The 20473-nt window shown below is 43.3% G+C and carries 17 protein-coding genes, 1 tRNA gene and 2 pseudogenes; 9 read left to right on the plus strand and 11 right to left on the minus strand.

The features are described from left to right. The 3 genes and pseudogenes from VB714_RS00280 to VB714_RS00290 all read left to right on the plus strand — a co-directional run. Positions 1–907: pseudogene (locus VB714_RS00280) on the plus strand (hypothetical protein); the annotation flags it as partial. A gap of 23 nt (positions 908–930) precedes the next feature. Further along, positions 931–2811, plus strand: coding sequence for an AAA-like domain-containing protein (locus tag VB714_RS00285; RefSeq protein WP_323220015.1), 1881 nt, complete (start codon positions 931–933; stop codon positions 2809–2811). A 191-nt stretch (positions 2812–3002) separates the two neighbouring features. After that, positions 3003–3320, plus strand: a complete 318-nt coding sequence (locus tag VB714_RS00290; RefSeq protein ID WP_323220016.1) for a DUF4359 domain-containing protein — start codon at positions 3003–3005, stop codon at positions 3318–3320. A gap of 50 nt (positions 3321–3370) precedes the next feature. On the opposite strand, the gene VB714_RS00295 is transcribed toward VB714_RS00290, so the two are convergent. Beyond that, complete coding sequence (locus VB714_RS00295; RefSeq protein ID WP_323220017.1) at positions 3371–4489, minus strand: diguanylate cyclase; 1119 nt, start codon at positions 4487–4489, stop codon at positions 3371–3373. Further along, a complete protein-coding gene (locus VB714_RS00300) occupies positions 4486–4662 on the minus strand; it encodes a hypothetical protein (protein WP_323220019.1) in 177 nt (58 codons plus the stop codon). The genes VB714_RS00295 and VB714_RS00300 overlap by 4 nt, the downstream gene beginning before the upstream one ends. A gap of 298 nt (positions 4663–4960) precedes the next feature. On the opposite strand from VB714_RS00300, the gene VB714_RS00305 reads away from it, so the two are divergent. Together VB714_RS00305 and mutY are read left to right on the plus strand one after the other, a co-directional pair. Beyond that, positions 4961–5917, plus strand: a complete 957-nt coding sequence (locus VB714_RS00305) for an RNA polymerase sigma factor, RpoD/SigA family (protein WP_323220021.1) — start codon at positions 4961–4963, stop codon at positions 5915–5917. 3 nt (positions 5918–5920) lie between these two features. Beyond that, a complete protein-coding gene (mutY, locus tag VB714_RS00310; RefSeq protein WP_323220024.1) occupies positions 5921–7057 on the plus strand; it encodes an A/G-specific adenine glycosylase in 1137 nt (378 codons plus the stop codon). 126 nt (positions 7058–7183) lie between these two features. Here mutY and VB714_RS00315 read toward each other — a convergent pair. The 9 genes and pseudogenes from VB714_RS00315 to VB714_RS00355 form a co-directional block, all read right to left on the minus strand. After that, positions 7184–7726, minus strand: a pseudogene (locus VB714_RS00315) (transposase); the annotation flags it as partial. Between the two features lie 181 nt (positions 7727–7907). Beyond that, positions 7908–8363: an NUDIX domain-containing protein gene (locus VB714_RS00320; RefSeq protein ID WP_416309567.1), complete on the minus strand. Its 456-nt coding sequence runs from the start codon at positions 8361–8363 to the stop codon at positions 7908–7910. A 112-nt stretch (positions 8364–8475) separates the two neighbouring features. Next, positions 8476–8549, minus strand: a tRNA-Met gene (locus VB714_RS00325). A 121-nt stretch (positions 8550–8670) separates the two neighbouring features. Beyond that, entirely contained in the window at positions 8671–10614 is a 1944-nt protein-coding gene (locus VB714_RS00330; protein ID WP_323220028.1) for a peptidoglycan DD-metalloendopeptidase family protein, read from the minus strand. Positions 10615–11224: 610 nt separating this feature from the next. Then, positions 11225–11719, minus strand: coding sequence for a tRNA (cytidine(34)-2'-O)-methyltransferase (locus VB714_RS00335; RefSeq protein WP_323220030.1), 495 nt, complete (start codon positions 11717–11719; stop codon positions 11225–11227). A gap of 299 nt (positions 11720–12018) precedes the next feature. Then, positions 12019–13158: a glutamate--cysteine ligase gene (gshA, locus tag VB714_RS00340; RefSeq protein ID WP_323220031.1), complete on the minus strand. Its 1140-nt coding sequence runs from the start codon at positions 13156–13158 to the stop codon at positions 12019–12021. Positions 13159–13215: 57 nt separating this feature from the next. After that, entirely contained in the window at positions 13216–13344 is a 129-nt protein-coding gene (locus VB714_RS00345) for a hypothetical protein (RefSeq protein ID WP_323220033.1), read from the minus strand. Positions 13345–13454: 110 nt separating this feature from the next. Then, positions 13455–13901, minus strand: coding sequence for a DUF488 family protein (locus VB714_RS00350; RefSeq protein WP_416309568.1), 447 nt, complete (start codon positions 13899–13901; stop codon positions 13455–13457). Further along, positions 13885–14529: a DUF488 domain-containing protein gene (locus tag VB714_RS00355; RefSeq protein ID WP_323220037.1), complete on the minus strand. Its 645-nt coding sequence runs from the start codon at positions 14527–14529 to the stop codon at positions 13885–13887. The genes VB714_RS00350 and VB714_RS00355 overlap by 17 nt, the downstream gene beginning before the upstream one ends. A gap of 93 nt (positions 14530–14622) precedes the next feature. On the opposite strand from VB714_RS00355, the gene recN reads away from it, so the two are divergent. From recN to VB714_RS00375, 4 genes are all read left to right on the plus strand, one after another. Then, the gene (gene recN / locus VB714_RS00360; RefSeq protein ID WP_323220039.1) at positions 14623–16416 is read left to right on the plus strand and encodes a DNA repair protein RecN; all 1794 of its coding nucleotides are present in this window, start codon (positions 14623–14625) and stop codon (positions 16414–16416) included. A 193-nt stretch (positions 16417–16609) separates the two neighbouring features. Beyond that, on the plus strand, positions 16610–19291 hold the full coding sequence (locus tag VB714_RS00365; protein WP_323220040.1) for a GAF domain-containing protein: 2682 nt from the start codon (positions 16610–16612) through the stop codon (positions 19289–19291). 90 nt (positions 19292–19381) lie between these two features. After that, entirely contained in the window at positions 19382–19873 is a 492-nt protein-coding gene (locus VB714_RS00370; RefSeq protein WP_323220042.1) for a hypothetical protein, read from the plus strand. Between the two features lie 363 nt (positions 19874–20236). Next, complete coding sequence (locus VB714_RS00375) at positions 20237–20449, plus strand: hypothetical protein (protein ID WP_323220044.1); 213 nt, start codon at positions 20237–20239, stop codon at positions 20447–20449. Positions 20450–20473 lie beyond the last annotated feature (24 nt).

The following is a 20473-nucleotide window of genomic DNA, read 5'->3' on the forward strand; positions in this document are numbered from 1 at the left end:
AGGCTATCGTATTGATTTTCTTGCTCGACAAATTCGGATCGATTTGGTTTGGGTGGGAGAGAATACAGAGGAAAATGAACAGAGTTTGCGTTATATAGCTACTCGCGCTTTAAACCCAGACAAATTAAACTTGCTAACCAAAGAAATTGGTGCAGCAGTGGCTTTACTTAAAGACCCTGAATCAATTAAAATTAAGGATGAATATCTGAATGAAATTCAAGTAATTTTGGTGAAAGATTTTACCAATCAACAAGATTTTGCAACAAGATTTAAGTTGAATTCAGATACGATCGATCGTTTCTTGAAGGGTGAACCAATCCATTACAAAGAATTTATTACAATGTGTAATGCTTTGGAACTTGACGATCGCAAAATTGAAGAAATTCATCAACCAGTATACAGCGATCTCGAACTCGAGGTGCGATCGGATGCGCGAGAATATGGCTTTCAAGTTTCTCGTTCCGATCTGCTGAAATTGTTGGAAGTTCCTGCTTCCGAGTCATTTGCAAACGATCCACCCGATACAACCCCAAAAATTGGCAAAAATATCCCCAAATTACGTACCGAATTAGCAGAGGAATTGAAAAAATATTCTCTCCCATCTCAGCGTGGTGCTTTAGTTGTTGTTACGGGTTTTAAAGAAAGAGAAACTTTCGCGCGATCGGGAGTTTGGCGAAGTTTATCCAAACTAATAGAAACCGAAGAGGATTCTTGGGAAGATGTCCCTGTACTCTCTAACGAAGATCGAGGAGATTATATAAGAACGTTGTTTCCCATGCCCTTTTCTTTGTTTAAATTGGTAACAGAAGCAATACAAAAAGTATGGGACGATATTGCCGATCGCCTAAAGTCATCCAGCGATCGCGATCTTAATAAGAATGACGATAATCCAACAAGGAGATCTTAATGTTTAACTCAAAGTATAATCCTATGGATGTAATTTTTTATTCTGCGATCGAGAGATTCTTAGGACGCTCTTTTGAACAAGGTGCAAAAGGTCAAAAATTACACCCGAATTCTTTAATCTATGTAGAGCGAAAAGCAGATGCAGAACTCTGGCAGTTTTTGACAAGCGATCGCGTTAAGTCCTCCATTTGCTATATTTTTGCAGCACCACAAATGGGAAAATCGAGTTTGATGGAAAAGACAGCTTACAAAATATCTAAAGCCAAAAATGTTCGCTGTATTACGATTCAAATTGAGTTGAAGCAATCCGAGGAACTAATTTCAGAAGATTTCTTCTATTTCAGATTATTACAAATCGTTTGCGAAAGACTAACCGCACAACAGATCGAGATTACCAATGAATTGAATGCTTTTTGGACAAGAAATAGCCAAAATTATCCTCTACAAAAATGCAGCGAATTTTTACAGCGAATACTTGCTGGGATTGGCGATCGCACTTTAATAATTTTTATTGATGACATTCAACATATATTGAACTGGAATCTCCAAGAAAGTTTGGTTACATTTATTCAAAGTTTATCCAATCTTGAAGCAAATCTGTTAAGACGACTCAAGTTCGTTTTTTTAGGAGTTGTGCATCCTGATGATTTTTGTCTTGATTTGAGAGCAACCGAGGAAAAGTCTAAGATTGTAGAACTAAATAGCTTTCAGAATAATGATTGTCAATGCTTGCTTGCTGGGTTAAAAAAAACTAGCTCAAAACCTAATCTCGTTTTGCAAGAAATTATGTACTGGACTCGAGGAAAACCTTTTTTAACAATTCTTTTATGCCATAAAATGACTCAAAATGATAGAATGAGAAATGAAGGAGACTTAAAAAAGCGAATTCAAAATTTAGTTAATAAGGAGATATCTACAAAATATTCACTTTTGCGATCTCACTGTGAACAAGTTACCAATTTTCTCATTCGAGGCGATCCTAACGATCTCGATCGCAAGTGTTACACTTTAAATCTATACGCACAAATTTTGCAAGGGCGATCGATTCAAAAAGATGAAAACTCGCGATCGCAGACAGATTTACTCATATCGGGTTTGGTAATTCAATCGGAAAAAATTCTACAAATTGCCAACTCGATTTATCAACAAATTTTTACCTTAAAATGGGTAGAAAAAACGCAAAATCAACTCAAACAACGGAGGCCTAAGATGGCTAGTTCAAAAATTTACAACCGTAAAGTCTATATGCTTATCGATCAAAGTGGCTCAATGGCCAAACGAGATGATTTGTTTAACAAAAAACGGCGTTGGGAAGCGATTCCAGAAGTCATTGAAAGTCATGTTTATAATATTCTCAAGCATCAAGGAATGAATGGTGAGAAAATTTGTGACGATATTACACTAACTTTATTCAGTCCCAATCGCCCTGCTACTGTTTCTCGTGTAATTTACGATGATGCAGAAGTTGCTGATATTTTTGCGGAAAATAACCCTGATAGTAACACTTTCGTTACTCCAACAATAACGCAAGTTGTCGATCAATGGTTTGGAACACGGAATAATCAAGGTGGATTTGTGATTATTTATACTGATGGTGTTCTTGACGATCCCGATCAATTTGAGAAATTCGTTGAAACAACTTGTCGTAAATTGAACAGTCAAGACGAATTGAAAATTGTCATTGTTGGTTTCGGGAGCGATATCAATCGAGATCCTAAGTTTTATCTTAAACTGGATGCCAATACGAGCAGTTTTTTAGATAAAAATGCCAAACCCTGTAATATTGTTGTTTTCGATTTGTTAAACAAAATGTCGGGTATTATCGATCTGCTTAATCGTCAATTGGAAAACCCTGAAGCGGGTTTAGCTGAATGGGGGCGCGAGTTTTGTCCGGAGTTGTACTAAAATCAATCTCGCTATTTGTATTGTAAAAAAAGATAAATTATTATATTTTACCCCTCTCTTTGGGGTATTTTTTATGAAAACTGAAAGATTAGTGACATAAAATAACACAATATTGAGGAAGAAAAACCCTATTCTCCCAAGGGTGAAAATTCTAAAATGATTTCATTGATTGAACTGGATAGGAGATTACGATGAAAGGAACGATGAAATTTGCCGTGCTGGTGGGAATTGCGAGTATGTTAGCGATCGCCAATCCCGATAAAGAAGATTATCTCAAACACGCAGCGTGGAATTTTCAGGAAAAGTCATGCAAACAAGACCCCATTGCTCTTCCCGCTAAAGTAGTTTGTGGAACCCTCGGTACGTTGCCTCCTGAAATTGCTACCCAACCATTAATTAATAGTTATAGCCGTCGTCAAAATTATGTTTTGTTCAGTCTCTATACCACTGATATATGGGGCATGAAAACAAATACCGTGGCGATCGCGGGACATTTTTTCACTCTTTAGCGGCATCGGTATGATGTCAACAGCGAGAGACGATTGTTAACTGATAACTGTTAATGGGGTTGCAACCCCGAAGAGACAATAATGCGATCGCGCCCTTCTTTCTTGGCTTGATAGAGGGCGCGATCGGCTGATTTGAGCAACCCTTCAGCAGTGCTTCTGGTTGTGGGAATTAAACTAGCAATACCAACACTAATAGTAACATATTGTCCCGATCGCGATTTCTCGTGGAGGATTTGCAATTTTTTTAGGGATTTACGAATACTCTTAGCCACGGTAACGGCTCCATAGGAGGGGGTACTCGGTAAAATGAGGGCGAACTCCTCCCCACCATAGCGGGCGACTAAATCTCCAGGACGTTGAGCAACTTCGGCGATCGCCGCCGCCACTTTTTGCAAGCAACTATCTCCAGCTTGATGCCCGTAAGTATCGTTATACAGTTTGAAATAATCGATATCGCACAATATTAGAGACAGTGGTTCCTCTTCTCGCACCATGCGCCGCCATTCTCGCTCCAAGGTTTCATCAAAACAACGGCGATTGGCGATTTGCGTCAAGCCGTCAAAAGTGGCCAAACGCTGTAGGACCTCTAAAGTTTGTTGTCGTTTTGTAATATCAATACCCACAATAAAAGCAGCGCGATCGCGGTTGTATTTCTGAGCCACAATTAAATAGTGCCGAGAAGTCCCACTAATATCCGAGACAATTTCCCCAAAGCGATCGCGCATCGGACTTTTGAAAAAATCCCGCACGAAATTATTAAAATCCGAACCTGCCCCTAAAAAACCGATATTTTTGCCAATAAAATCATCCGGTGTTAAGCCAAATAAATCGGCCAAATGGTCATTCACCCCCAAATAATTCAAATCCGCACTGATCCAAGACACCATCCCCGGCACCGCAGCCAGCACCGACTCAAGCTGATCCTTGGCAACCCGCAGGGTTTCCCCTGCTTTGGCCAATCTGGTCGCATCTGCTAACAGCCGTTCGTTCAAATTAAACAGGGCTTCTGTTGTGGTTTCATATTTTTGTGTTATACTTGTATCATCATCTTGTAGTATAAAAGAAAACGGCTCATGGGTCGAGCAAAGCGCTTCGAGAGCGGCAATACGCCGACGGAGGGCGATCGCCTCTTTAATGAGTTGTTCTTTACTTTTGTCTTCGTCTCTCATAAACTTTGCCTTTTCTCCCCAAGAGAGATGATAATGTCCCACACCTTGTTCTCTAAATCATAAAAAACTTGGAGGCCAATAAACGATTTTCTCCCATTGCTGGGAATATTCTTTAGGTTGGGATATTTTGGCGATCGCCAACTCTCTGACAATTTGTTCTCTTTTGCTGCCATTTTTTTCATAAATGTTACAATACTTAATATTGAGCTTCGGCAACTTGCCCTCAAGGTAGCCATGAAGAGGACAGTCAAAAGGGGATTTCTCAGGAAGCTGAGAGCAAACAAAAAATAATTAACTCAATGTGGGGGTTCGTGTGATAGAATGAAAAGTTCGCGACAATTTATTCTTGCCATTGATTCTCGATTTCCTGAATAAGGAATCCAAAGAATTATTAATTTTAACGTCGAGAATTCTCAGAAAACATCTAAACGCGACGTTAACTCAAGTGCCATTGATTTCTACCCAAATGCCATGAAAACTGCGAAAAACTCCACCGATCCCGTTCGGACCTACTTGCGAGAAATCGGTCGCGTTCCCTTACTGAGTCATGAGGAAGAAATTGTCCTGGCCAAGCGGATACAAAAAGCGATCGCTCTGCAACAAATCAAAGAAGAGCGCGAAAGCCAACAAGAAAACGAACTGAGCCTGGAAGCCTGGGCGAAAGCTGCCGAAATGACCCCAGCAGAAGTACGGCGCATTGTAGACGCTGGGGAAATGGCGAAGAACAAAATGGTGGAAGCGAACCTGCGCCTAGTTGTTTCCGTGGCCAAAAAATATATCAAGCGCAATCTCGATTTATTAGACTTGATTCAAGAAGGCACCATCGGAATGCAGCGCGGGGTAGAAAAATTCGACCCCACCAAAGGCTTTCGTTTCTCGACCTACGCTTACTGGTGGATTCGTCAGGCCATCACTCGGGCGATCGCGGAAAAAAGCCGCATGATTCGCCTACCCATTCACATCACCGAAAAACTGAATAAAATCAAGAAAGCTCAACGTCAATTGACCCAAAAATTGGGACGAGCAGCGACTATCCCCGAATTGGGCAAGGAATTGGATCTCACCCCCCAACAAGTGCGGGAGTGCTTAGAACGGGCGCGTCACCCCTTATCCTTGGATTTACGGGTGGGAGACAACCAAGACACCGAATTGGGAGAACTGCTCGAAGATGACGGACAATCCCCCGAGGAGTTCGCCACCCAATCTTCCTTGCAATTGGACTTGGAAAAGTTAATGGTAGATCTGACCCCTCAACAGCGTGAAGTCATCGCTTTGCGTTACGGTTTGCGGGACGGACAGCCTTTAACCTTGGCCAAAATCGGAACGCAACTCGGGATTAGTCGGGAACGAGTCCGACAATTGGAACGAGAAGCCCTGAAGAAATTGCGCCAGCGTCGAGGAGCCGTGCGGGAATACTTGGCGAGTTAACCCATGAGCGATCGCCGTTCTTCACTAAAGCTGACAGACTGGGAAACCCGTCTGTCAGTTTTGGCTGAGTCGGAATTGCGGCGATCGCTGTTAGCATGGTATCGCCAGCAGGGTCGGACGCTTCCCTGGCGAGGAGAAAGCAGCGATGCTTATAAAATTTGGATTTCGGAGATCATGCTGCAACAAACGCAAGTGAAAACCGTCATTCCTTACTATCAACGATGGTTGAAGCGTTTTCCCACCGTTGAAGTTTTAGCCGCAGCCGACGGACAAACCGTTCTCAAAGCCTGGGAAGGTTTGGGCTATTACGCTCGGGGTCGCAATCTCCATAAAGCTGCCCAGCAAATTTTAGAGAGATATGAGGGCAAGTTTCCTGATTCCTTAGAAGCGGTATTAAAGTTACCTGGAGTCGGTCGAACCACAGCAGGGGGCATTCTCAGTGCAGCATTTAATCAACCCATCTCGATTTTAGATGGGAATGTCAAACGAGTTTTGGCTCGTTTAAGTGCATTGCCGATACCGACGGCAAAAGCAACAAACGCTTTATGGTCGTTGTCCGATCGCCTCCTCGATCGCGCTAACCCTCGGGATTTTAATCAAGCCATCATGGATTTGGGTGCAACGGTTTGTACTCCCAAAAATCCCACTTGTCTCCTTTGTCCCTGGCAACAACAGTGTCAGGCTTATTCACAAGGACTTCAATCGCAATTACCCATGAAAGAAAAAGCAAAGCCTTTACCTCACAAGAATATTGGTGTTGCCGTGATTCGTAACGAACGGGGACACATTCTCATCGATCGCCGTTTGGATGAAGGGCTATTAGGCGGGTTATGGGAGTTTCCTGGGGGGAAGATCGAGGAAAATGAAACCGTTGAAGAGTGTATTAAACGAGAAATTTTAGAAGAGTTGGGGATTGAAATTGAGGTGAGAGAGCATTTAATTACCCTCGATCATGCTTATACTCATTTTCGCATTACTCTTAATGTTCATTATTGTCGCTATTTGGGAGGGGAACCCCAGGCGATCGAGTGTCAAGAAATTCGCTGGGTGACTTTAGATGAAATCGACCAATTTCCTTTTCCTAAAGCCAATATTCGCATTATTGAAGCATTACGAGAACAGAATTTAAAATCAATCTAAATTCTAAAACTCAAAAATGAGAGTTAGCCAAGTAATCAAAGCGATCGATACTTCAAGGTAATTTCAACAGAGATAAGAGCAAAAGAAAAACAATCTCTAGTAGATAGCTAATAAATACACTAGGATTTAAAAATCCATCCCACAGATAGCCCTTACGTTTTGGAGACTCATTACGCTTGAAAGCCTGGCACTATTCTCGGTATATTGCAGGACTGCATAGATTACTATCTTACGATTCCAGAAAAATTGACAAAAAAGAAGACAAAAAACCTGCCGAAGCAGGGTGACGAGATTCATGACCAAAAAAGTAATGGCAATGGCAGTTTCTGAGGTATTAGAAAGTTTAGCCATGACGCGATCGAGACTAAATCTTCGTTTACCTTGCCCAAACTTTCCCTCGATTCTGTTGCGGATTTTTTCATCTTCTCTTGCTTGTTTTTTCGCTTCTTTACTAACATTTTTTGGCGGCCTTCCTAAAGGCACTCCACTGATTCTAATCTCTCTCTCCTTGCACCAAGCTCGATTCGCTCTTGTACGATATATCTTATCAACATGAACTGATTCGGGATAATGTCCTGTAAATTCTTTGTAGGCTTCTACTTGTGCTTTTAAATCTCCACTTTCATTGAAATTATCCCAACTTATTTTGTCTCTCTTCACATAACTTTCCCTCCAAAAGGAATTCAAATGTTTCTCCTTGGTTATCTGTTTGCTCTCTTTTTCTGTACATCTGTTCGTAAAAATGCGGGGTTTTTCTCTATTTTACCCCTTTTTATCCCATTTAATTCTATTTTTTTGTTTCTCTAAGCCTTACACAGCAATCTTTTTATCTCTTTTCAGCAAACCCTAATTAAGCAATAGTGGTTAAACCATCGAGATAATCTTGGAGTTGGCGATCGTGATCGTGACTGAGAGTTCCTAATGGCAATTCTGCTCGGGAAAAAGCCCGCGCTTCTGAAATTTCGAGGGTATCTTCCACTTTTAAAGTTCCTGTGGCACGAACTTCTAATAGCAGACTAATTGAATGAATTCTCGGATCGCGATCGCGGGAAGAATAAATGCCAACCAAGCGACCAAATTCAACAACTTCTAATCCTGTTTCTTCTTTTAATTCTCGCCTTGCTGCGGTTTTTAAGTCTTCTCCCCAATCAATAATTCCCCCAGGTAGTCCCCATGTTCCTGTATCTCGGCGACGAACTAAGATGATGCGATCGTCGGGTAATAGGGGAATCAGGGTTGCGCCGGCGATGGGATGACGAAAAATAACACCGAGAACAGTAGAGATAAACTGCCAATATTGACGCATAAAAGTTCCCATGAAAATCGAGAGGTAAAGACGCATTTAATTATACGATCGCCTAACAACATCCCGATGTTCCCAGTATTGCTTGATGATAGTGCAACCCCAAACATTTCAATGGCTCGAGGCAGATTTGAACTGCCGACCTTGGGCTTATGAGTCCCCTGCTCTAACCAACTGAGCTACCGAGCCTTTCTTTTTTTGCCTTAACTATGATAACACAATTTTTATGAATTTAGCTACCCAGAAAGAAAACGAGTAAGAAAAACTTACTCGTTTTTTAAATTAAAATTCTGGATTCAAAGGAATCAATTTAGCGATTTCTGGGTAAAAACGCCATTGGATTCGCTGCACCGCTTCCGGAAGGGTGAACCTCAAAGTGCAGGTGAGGTCCCGTGCTAAAGCCCGTGCTACCCATCAGGGAAATTTGTTGACCTTGCTCAACCCGTTCGCCTTGACGAACCAGAATTTTGCTGTTATGAGCATAGCGGGTCAAACTGCCATCGGGGTGACGAATATCCACCAAATTGCCATAACCGCCAGAATTCCAACCGGCTGAGACAACTTCACCAGAGCCGGCTGCATAGACAGGGGTTCCCGTAGGAGCCGCAATGTCAATCCCTTTGTGCATCCGTCCCCAACGAGGTCCGTAGCCAGAAGTTAGGGTTCCGCGAGCTGGCCACATATAGCCGTTAAAGACTTGAGGGCTATCGGGTAAGTAGCGATCGCGATCCTCTAAAGGGGGAATTTGGGGTTCTACGGTTTGTCCCGCCGGCATTTGCGAGAGGCGGTTATATCCTTGTGATGGAGCCGGAGCCGTGGCAACTAAAGGTGTTTCAGAACCGTTAGACCGCTCTGTTGACGGGGTAAGAGGAGGATTTTGATTGCGACTCCGATTTTGACGGCGATCTTCAACCGGAACCGTCAGAGTCGGTTTTGATAAAGAATTACGCTCGATCGCAGTGGGTGCAGCAGGAACTTCTGCTACAGGCCGAGTCGAAACCCTGGGTTGAGAAGATACGGGAGCCGTAACTCCGTTCTGCTGTTGGCGATATTCTTCCCGCAGCCGCATAATATCGTTCTTGAGTTGCTCTAAACGAGCATCATCGGAATCAATAGATGGGATTCGTGCTTGGGTTGTCGTTTGGGCAATCAAAGTCGGTTCGGAAGTCTCCGTGACATCAACCACAGTGGGAGATTGACTGACGCGATCGCGGACTTCCCGAGAGCGAGGAATTTTCAATTCGCGATCGACTTGCAGCAAGCGAGGATCGCTAATTTCATTACTTTGCATCAACTCGGAGACCAAGATACCATGACCGTCGGCAATGGTCTGGAGGGTATCTCCAACGCGAACGCGATAAACGGCTCCCGTAACAGCAGATAAGCTCACGGCTTGGCTTTCTGCTTGTTTAGCGGAATCGAGATTAACCGTTGGCACAATGGTAGAGCTTGCGGATTTAATACCCACAACTGCCCCATTTTCTTGAGTCGTAGCCGCGATCGCTTCTCGGGGAACAACCACCGAACTTTTCCTAGCGGTAGGCGCGATTGCTTGAGGCGTTTTTAATGTGTCGGTAGATTCAGGAGATTTGCTTAAATCTTTACGAGTCGAAGATTCGTTCTCGTCTGTATTGTTTGCTGTGGAAATGAAGGATGTTTTACTTGTTTCTTGAAGAGCATCGGCCTTGGAACTCTCTTCACTCGCGCCACTAATGGCGGGAATTTTTAAAGTTTGTCCGACAGCTAGAACCTCTTCAGATTCAAGGGCATTGGAAGCGGCAATCGTTTCTGGGTTAGTCCCATAATCCTTGGAAATTTCCCAAAGGGTATCTCCTTGCTCAACTTTATGCTCGATAATTGGAGAGGCAACAACATAAGGTACGGGTGTTGTCTGTTCCGTTTTCATTTCCGTTTTCGTTTCGGAAATAGCCTCAATCCTTTTCGGGGCGATCGCACTAGGCGCAGTTGCCTCAGATTTGGCTTCAGATAAAGCCTGTAAAGGAATTTGAGCATTAGCGATCGCGGCTTCTGTGGCGATTGCTGCTTTAGTCTGACTGGGTAAAAGTACGCCAGCCGTTGCGCCCATTGAGAGAGCGGCAATTCCTAAGACGGCAGCACTAGCACGGCGGGCGGCTTCGCTGGAATTGCTTCTGGGGGCGTTGGCTTCCTTAGTAATGGGTTGGGAAGAATTTTGCAAGGAATTCACCGAACCGGAAGGAATAGATTTATGGTTTTGTGCGTGAGAGGATATCAACAACAACCTCCTAGTTGTAATGAGCGATTGACTTTTACGATTGAGACATTTGATTAAACACGGCTGACAATGCAACTCCTGCTCATCATTGTTCCCAAAAGCGCGATGGCGATCGCTGAAAGTTCAGTAAATTGAGTGACCTAGGTAAGATTACTCTGCTTTTCCAAACAAGTCAAATTTGTTTTGGGTGCGATCGAGATGGGAGCGTTAAAACAACTTACCCCATCTCAACCCTACTGTCCGGATCGAACGATTCAGGAATCGCCAGACCTTGGGATGTAGTTTATGTCCTGAATAGCAAGGAGTTGATGATTACTCTACGCTAACTTTGCAAAAATCGACAAGTCCCGAAAAGAGCAGATATAGAAATTTCTTATTAAACTTTTTGGTTTTTGTATAGTGTATTACTAAATTCTCTGTCATCTTGTCTTTTTTCGTCCACTCAAGTCTCATTATTTTTAGTTCTACTTTATAACTATTGAGATATTCAATAGTCTTGACAATCAAATTAGACAAGATAAATTCCTTTATTTACAGTATTTGCAAGCACTTGAGTCTAGATTTCTTTTCGAGTGCTTTAAAACGATAAAGCAATAAAAAGATTTTGTTCTCAATCTGATTCCGATCGCCTTGTCCGATCGCCTGAGTGGAGATAACCCAATTGTCTCCGCGCTTCAAATAAGACGATCGCAACGCTATTGGCTAAATTGAGACTCCGAACTCCTTTCTGAGTCATGGGAATGTATAGTGTTGTGTTACATTTGTCAAGAATTTGCGGCGATAAACCTGAAGTTTCGCTGCCAAATAACAACCAATCATCTTCGCGAAAGGCAAAATCTGCATAACTGCGATCGCCGCGAACGCTAAGTCCGAGGGTGCGACCTCCTGCCTCAGAGCAAACCCGATCAAACTGTTCGATATCTGCGTGGTAATGGATATCGACATAAGGCCAGTAATCCAAACCCGCTCTTTTGAGGTGGCGATCGCTAATCTCAAAGCCAAGAGGGGCAACTAAATGAAGTGGAGTTTCAGTTGCCGCGCAGGTTCTGGCGATATTTCCGGTATTGGGAGGAATTTGGGGTTGAACGAGAACAATCTTGGGCATGGGAACGGATTAATTACTGGTAGGAAATACTGACTCGAAGAGTAATTGTTCCTATATCTCTTTTTTTCAGAGCCGACGGCAAGGAACGATTGATTAGTATTTGTAAAGTCTTGTTAATTTAATGAAGAGAACGAGGAACGGAAAATAAACAATGGAGGGAGAAAAAAGTCAAGTCTTGAATCATCAGTTTGTTCATATCAGAGTTATAAGTAAATTTCAACAATCGATCGCCCTGCTGTCAAGCGATCGATTGGCGGTATCGTACTAGGCAAAAGGCAAAGTTTAGGGATTAATTGGGATCAAGCGGCCATCAGTTGACAGAGTTTATCTGCTAATTCGCGTTCTTGTTGTTCTGCCTGTTGAATGCTGCGAAGGAGAATTTCCCGAGGGGAGAGTCCTTGTTCTAATTGGGTCAGCCATCTTTGAGCCTCATTCCCTTCCCGCAGAATTTTGCGGAGAGGAGAGAGAAAACAACTCAAACCCCGTTGTTTGGCGAGAAGGCTTGTTTCGTCGTATAGTTCTTCAATCCAATCTCGTGCAGAAATAGTTCTCCCATCCTGCCAATGCTGTAATTGAGCGTCTAAGCTGTGACGCGCTACGGCAATTTCATTAGCATCGGCGAGATCCATGAGTTCTTCCGCAGTAAAGGAACTGAGAAGGAGGGGATCGAGGTCAAGTTGTTCTTGAAGTTGCAACAAACGCACCTCGAGAAAAGCGAGAATGGATAATAGAGCAATTGGATCGATAACCAGATCGCAAATTCGCAGTTCGAGACGGTTGAGATCGTAAGGACGGCGATCGCCATTGGGACGTACCGACAGCCAGAGATGTCGAACATTTTGCATGGTTCCCAGTGCCAATTGTTCTTCGGTCCAGCGAATATAATGGTCGTGACTGGCAAAGAGAGGAACTTGGGCAGGAGTTTTAGGGAACATTCCCCATCGGGTTGAATGGTAGCCTGTAATTTTGCCATCTAAAAAGGGGGAAGAGGCACTCAGTGCCAAATAAAGTGGTGCTTCTACCCGCAAAAGGCGACAGGCACGCATCAAAGTTTCGGGGTCAGAAATACCGATATTAAGATGGATACTCGCGGTTACGACTTTGGTGTGGTAGGTCGTTTCAATATAAGTATGATAAGGATTGCCAGGATCGGAGCGATAAAATTGGCGGGTGTCTCCTAGGGAGAGGGTGCTACCGGGAACGATGGTGTAATCTCCTAGCGATCGCAGATAGGTTCTCAAACGCTGTCTCGGACGCACTAAGGCACAGAGTAGGCGATCGTAACAGCAATAGGGAGCCGTGGTATATTCCACATTACGATTATCGGGTTCGCGCACAAAACCGTCTAAATTTTTAACGATCTGGTCAGAAAGACCAACAATATCCCCTTGAGGCGATCCGGTATAGAGTTCGATTTCACAACCTTTCGATAACAACATGATTAAAAGTTCCTTTGTTGGTGATTGGCTCTGGGAGACTATGGCCTAGAGTTAATGTTAAGCCGTTTCTGTATCCATTTTGTGCATTTCCAGGCGGCGATCGCAACTTCGGTACTGCCAATAAACGCAAATTAACGGAATTTGCCACGGGCAATAAGATTCAAATCGAATTAGCGAGTTAACCACTCCCTTTCCTCTGCTTCTTCCTCTGCTTCTGCTTCTCGAGCTTTTCTACCTGAGTCCAGCAATACAACGTTCGTCGAGTTTCCATGAATTAGCCAGACAGATAATTTTTTTCAGAGATGACATATATTGATATTTCCCCACTTTTTATTAAGATACTGTGCAACTAAACGACGATGACAATTATGCGGTTTTGCTTCGCTACAGAGCAGACAAGCATCATCAATTTGTTCTGGAGATATTTTTGTCTCAATTTTGCGATCGGCTATAAGTTGCAAAAAATTCTGTTCATAAGTTTCCCAATCTCCTTTCTTCTTTTTATATTCATCAAGAATATCTTTTGTTGGAGCTAGATCGAGAATGTGAATGTAATCAATATTGGCAATTTTTTTGAGAAAGTATGCCAGATCGGATTTTTTTGTAAATCCAGCTAACTGGGAAACATTGTTTAAACGAGTATCTATAATTCTTTTCACTCCTGCTTTTTCAAGTATTTCAAAAAATTCTCGAGCCGTTTTTTTTGTAAAACCGATTGTGAATAAATCAATTTTCTCCTTCATCATAACCCCCATTTTTTTCGATATACGCAATCTTTTCGCCTTGAATTTTATATGCTTTTGTTAAACATTCTTCTTTTGTTGGTAAATCCCTAACAAAGAGAGAAAGTTGAATCGGTTGATTTGAGTTAGGCTCAAAATTCCCAAATCCATGTTTTTCAAGGAGTCTTTTTTCTAAGTGGCTATGGGTTTCTAAATCACCGTTTTTCAAAATGTGATGAATCTCTAAATCGAGATGCCGTAGGTACTGACAGATGAGAATGGCTCGATGACAGTCTAATGGATCTTTCTCAGAACACATTAGAGAAATTCTATATTTCTCCACACCTTTCAAAATTCTTTTGATTCCTTCTCGAAATTCATGGGTTTCAGCAATTTTTTCATACACCGCTTTCCCATTAAGATAACATTCTCGATTACTTGCTCTTGCTCCTAGTTCCTTCCCTAGAAATACATATTTAATTCCCTCTCGATCTAGATATTTTTTCAAAGCTATTTGACTGAAATGGGGTAAGAAGCGGCTGTATGGATGCGATCGCACATCGGCAACGGCAGTGATTTCATGCTTTTGCAGCAGAAAGATAAAATCATTTATCTCTTGATTAGAATGACCAATAGTGAATAAATTCATGAAACTCTATAGATTAACTCTAGTCAATCAACTATAAAACATCATAATATAACAGGATAGATTTGCCAAACCAGAAGGATTGAGAAAAACAGGATGTTATTGTCACTCAGAATTGAAAATTTTGCCCTCATCGATCGCCTCGAATTGGAATTCGGACAGGGTTTGAATGTGTTGACGGGGGAAACGGGGGCGGGAAAATCGATTATTCTCGATGCTATTGATGCCACTTTGGGGGGCAAAATATCCAGCCGTTTTATCCGCACGGGAAGCCAAAAAGCCGTTGTCGAAGGAACATTTTTACTAGATGAGGCGATCGCCAATTGGCTGACGGAACAAGAAATCGAACCTATTGAAGAAGGCTGCGTCATTTGCGCTCGGGAATTAGCCGTCACAGCCAAGCATTTTCGCTCTCGATCGCGCATTAATGGCGTTCTTGTCAATCGTAACGTCATGGCACAACTGCGCGATCGCCTCGTGGAAATTACCGCCCAAGGGCAAACCGTACAGCTTTTGCTCCCCAACCGCCAGAGGGAGTTATTAGACTCTTACGGGGGCGATGCCCTCTTGCCCGCCCGTGAGGTCGTTGCACGGGTTTATGAGGCTGCCAAGGCTGCTAAAGATGCCTTAGAACAACGTCAGAGATCCGAACAGGAACGCCTGCAACGGATTGATTGGCTTAAATTTCAACTCCAAGACCTGGAAGCCGCAGAAATCGAAGATCCCGAAGAATTAAACAACCTCGAACAAGAAAGCGATCGCCTCTCCCACGTGGTTGAATTACAAAACCTCAGTTATGAAGGCTATCAACTCCTCTATCAAAGCGATGGTGAGGAAGAAGCGATCGCCGATCGGTTGGGAAAAGCAGAAAGTTTGCTGGAAGAGATGCAGGGCTACGACGGGCAGTTAGAATCTATTCTAGAAATGGTTCGCAGTGCCGTCGCTCAAGTGGTAGAAGCAGGACAGCAATTGAGCAGTTATGGGGATAGTTTGGAGTCAGACCCCCAGCGTTTAGCAGAAGTTGAAGAACGGATTCGCAACCTCAAACAATTGTGCCGCAAATATGGTCCCGATCTCAAAGATGCGATCGCCTATTACGAAAATCTGCAAACTGAACTCGCACAACTCACCGATCGCGGTCAATCCCTTGAAAGTTTAGAACAAACTTATCAAGAACGCTATCAAGATTTAACCGTAGCTTGTGAAACCCTGACCCAACAGCGCCAAACCGCCGCCCAACGCCTCGCCCAACAACTGATCGGCGAACTGAAACCCCTGGCAATGGATCGAGTCCGTTTTGAATGTCGTCTCATCCCGATCGCTCCCACCGCAACCGGAGGCGATCGCGTCCAATTTTACTTTTCCCCCAACCCCGGCGAACCCTTGCAACCCCTCTCCGAAACCGCTTCGGGAGGAGAAATGAGCCGCTTTCTCCTCGCTCTGAAAGCCTGTTTTTCGCAAATGGAAGCCCCTTCCAAAAGTCAGAAAACCTTAATATTTGATGAAATCGATGCGGGAGTTTCCGGGAAAGTCGCCGAGGCGATCGCCGAGAAGCTACATCAACTCAGTACCCCTCATCAAATCCTCTGTGTCACCCACCAGCCCTTAATTGCCGCCCTTGCCGATCGCCATTTTCGCGTCGATAAGCGAGTCGAAAAGCCGAAAACAAGTACCCTCTCTTCAGAGAAAAATGGAGAAAATGACGATAAACTATCAGTATCCCAAAGCGAACCTCGTACCCTAGTGGGCGTAACCCGGTTGGAACGTCACGATAGCCGCCGCGACGAACTGGCTCAATTAGCAGGAGGACACTCCTCCCGAGAGGCTTCTACCTTCGCCAATTCCTTACTGGCTCGAGCCGCAACCCGTCGCAAACAGTCAAATCCCTAAAAAAACAATTGAAAAAACAATAAAGATTTATTAAAGTTCCATTAATGTATAAACTCCTTCCGAGCAGTAAACTAGAGAAAAAATTGCTATTGTGTTGGCAGGATTGCGATCGCTGAGAATTTAACCGCTAGAATACATTCAATCAAACCCAACCAACCCCTTAATATTCCCAAATTTATACAACAAAACGAATATGACTGCTGCATCTCCTGAACCAACTATATTAGAACACACCGGGCAAACCATCGATATCGATATTGCCTCTGATGCTGGAGAGCAAAATGGTGCGAGTCCGTCCCCCAGTCCCAGTAATGGCGCTGGTAGCGCCCTAGTGACGGCAAAAGGGACATTCTCTAGCTTTCTCGCCCCTCTCAACAAAGAGTCGTTCCAAAAAGTTGTTGTTGATGTTGAAGATAAACTCAAAGTTGTCAATCAAACCCTATCTCTCCTCGATAGTGTTTTAGACAGCGAGGGATTTGACGCAATTCTTGATGAAATGTTGCGATCGATTACCCTCAAAACCGGGGAATTATTGGCCGCCGATCGCACGACCATTTATTTACTCGACGACGATCAAGACGAACTTTGGTCAATTGTCGCCAAAGGTAGCGATGGTAAACCGATCGAAATTCGCATTCCCGTAGGACAAGGAATTGCTGGAGAAGTAGCGCAATTTAAAGAAGTCATTAATATTCCCTTTGATTTTTACGACGATCCGCGCTCGGCCTCTGCCAAACAATTTGATAAAAAGAATAAATATCGCACCTATTCCATGTTGGCACTGCCCCTCTTAAAAGAAGCACAAGAAGAGGGAGAACAACCGGAATTAGTGGCCGTCGTCCAGTTAATTAACAAGCTAAAACCCGGTTATAATCCCAATGATTCCCTCGGCGATCGCATTTCCCACGAAGGATTTGCCGAAGAAGATTTACGAGTTTTTGCCAATTTTGCCCCCTCTATTCGCCTCATTCTCGAATCCTCGCGATCGTTCTACAAAGCCACCCAAAAACAAAGAGCAGCGAATGCCCTCATTGAAGCCACCAATTCCTTAAGTAAAGGGAATTTAGACCTAGATACCACCCTGAGAACGGTCATGGACGCGGCGAAAAAGCTCATGAACGCCGATCGCAGCACCCTCTGGCTCATCGATCGCGATAAAAATGACCTTTGGACCAAAATTCCCCTTCCCGATGGCAGTTTGAAAGAATTACGAGTTCCCATTGGAGTCGGATTTGCCGGACAAGTGGCGGAAACTGGGCATATTCTTAACATTGGTTTTGACCTTTACGATCATCCCGACTCGGAAACCTCACAAAAATTTGACCCTGCCAACGGCTACCGGACTTGCAGTATGCTCTGTATGCCAGTTTATAACTCCGATAACGAATTGATCGGCGTAACGCAACTGGTCAACAAACTGAAACAAGGAGAACATCCCGACTACGATGCCTCTACCTGGCCAGAGCCTCCGGAACGGTGGAAAGCCAGCTTTAATCGCAGCGATCAGGAGTTTATGAAGGCATTTAACATCCAAGCGGGAGTCGCCCTGCAAAATGCCACCCTCTTCGCGAAAGTTCAGCAGCAAGAACAAATGCAGCGAGATATCTTGCGGAGTTTGACCAACGGGGTCATTTCTACGGATAAAAATGGGGTTGTTTTGGCCGCCAATGAAAAAGCAAAAGAATTGCTCGGGTTTGACGAGAATAACCCCATTGAAGGCAGAATTATGAGCGAATTGGTGGAAATTAAGGGCAAGGATATTACGGATAAAAGTGATGTTGCGAAAAAAGGTGATTTTTCCGAGTGGTTTAATCGCGCTTTACATCCTGGGGAAGAAAAAGACAGCGAACAGTATTACCCCGATAAAATCATTATATCTGCTGAGGGAGAAGAACACAGCGTTAATCTCTCCATTAACTCTATTTCTGATGCGGCTGATGTCAGTAATGTTTATGGTGCCTTGGTGGTTATGGATGACATCAGCGACGAAAAACGCCTCAAGAGTACCATGTATCGTTATATGAACCAAGAGTTAGCGGAACAGTTACTCGATGGCGGCGGTAATATTGGTTTAGGAGGCGATCGCAAGGAAGTTTCGGTACTCTTCTCAGATATTCGCAGTTACACCTCCCTGACGGAAAAACTGCAAGCAGAAGAAGTGGTACAAATGCTGAACGAGTATTTTGAGAGTATGGTTGATGCCGTATTTGACCATAAAGGGATTCTCGATAAGTATATTGGGGATGCCATGATGGCGGTATTTGGAACCCCCAACCATTTACCAGATCATGCCATGCAATCGGTAAAAGCCGCTTTGGATATGCGAAAGCGCTTGGCTGCATTCAATGCGAAACGTGGAGGAGAAGGCAAGCAAACCATTAAAATTGGGATTGGGATTAACTCCGACTACGTCATTAGCGGTAACATCGGTTCGAGCAAACGGATGGAATTTACGGCAATTGGAGATGGGGTGAATTTGAGTTCTCGCTTAGAGGGTGCAAGTAAGCAATATGGCTGCGATATTGTTATTAGTGAGAATACTTATCGACAATGTGAAGGTCGATTAGTAGTGCGAGAATTAGACTGTATTCGCGTCAAAGGAAAAACGCAACCTGTTTCTGTGTATGAGTTAATTGCAGAATTAGGAGTTGATTCCCTTTCACCAGAACAAGAACAAATTATCGCACTTTATAACAAGGGACGAGAAGTTTATTTAGGGGGGAATTTTGGGTTAGCTCATAATTACTTTGCCACAATTCTCGAACTTAATCGTACTGATAAAGCAGCACGTTTGCACATGGAACGATGCCATCACTTTATCGATAATCCACCCGAGGAAGATTGGGATGGGGTATGGACGATGACAACTAAGTAAAAGGAAAGGGAAATAACGATTCCCCACTCCCTACTGCCGATCGCCCATGACGATGATACAATAAAGGAGAAATATAATTTCCCTAGCTTCATGAGCCATTTAGAGGAAGACCAGAACCATTCAAAGGCTGACTCAACGCAATGGATGTTGGCAGCCTTAACGGAAAAATTAGAGCAAACTTGCAAGGTTAACGAACAATTACAAAAATCTAATGGCCGCGCGATCGCGGCACTTGCAAATAAGTTTCAAGATGACCAAAAAGCTGAATTGGAGTTAATTCAAGCTAATACAATGGCGATGTCGAGTTTGATGGGAACTTTGGATAAGTTACAAGCAGGGCAAATGTCTATGACGCAAATCATCTACGAAAAACAAGCGATTCTCAAGGATTTTCGCGATATTATCGATACTATTTTGCAGAAAAGCGATCGCTATCAACAAGAAACCTGTCGTCAAATTGAAACAATTGCCAAGGAGGTGATGTCGCTACAAGAGAATTTTGCGAAAATGCAGAAAGATATATTCGCAATTTTGCAAGAACTATCTGCCGAACGGGATAATAAAAGAGACTCACAATTTTAATATCTCGTTGTTTCCGCCAAAGCAAAAATAAGATAAGATTATATTTGACTACCTACATTGAGAGATGAAAGTTTATGGAGAGATTTCGGAGATTCTGATGAAGAAGAGAACTTGAGATAATATCTGGAATTGAGAGTTTATCTCGTGTAGTTCTTAACAGTAGGAAACAAAGCTGAATTTACTTGCGTCATTGGTTCTCAGAATCAAAAAGTTTAAGAACTCGGTTTTTTCTACTTAACTCTGATATCTTTTCCATCGCCTTCTTTCTCAAAATAAGGACAGATTGGGGAACATCTACACCATCTACATCTACAGCTACAAAGCTCTGTAATTTAGCTTGAATCTCCTGTGGAGTCAAAATCGATGAACCCGAAATGCTTGGTTATTGCTACTTCTATCCTTCTCGTGCTGACAACACCTTTGCTGGCGAGAGCGAAAAATTTTACGCAAACCCGCGATATAATAGCTCAAGCGACCCTTCGCAACCGCACCTCAAACTTGTTCTCAGAACGAGTATCTTGCGATACAGTCATTACCGTGAGTGGTAAATTTAGCAAACTGTGCCGTCGTCGTTGAACGACAGAAACGAAAAAAATAATG

Origin of the sequence: Spirulina sp. 06S082 (genome assembly GCF_034932145.1) — a bacterium.
Taxonomy (GTDB): domain Bacteria; phylum Cyanobacteriota; class Cyanobacteriia; order Cyanobacteriales; family Spirulinaceae; genus CCY15215.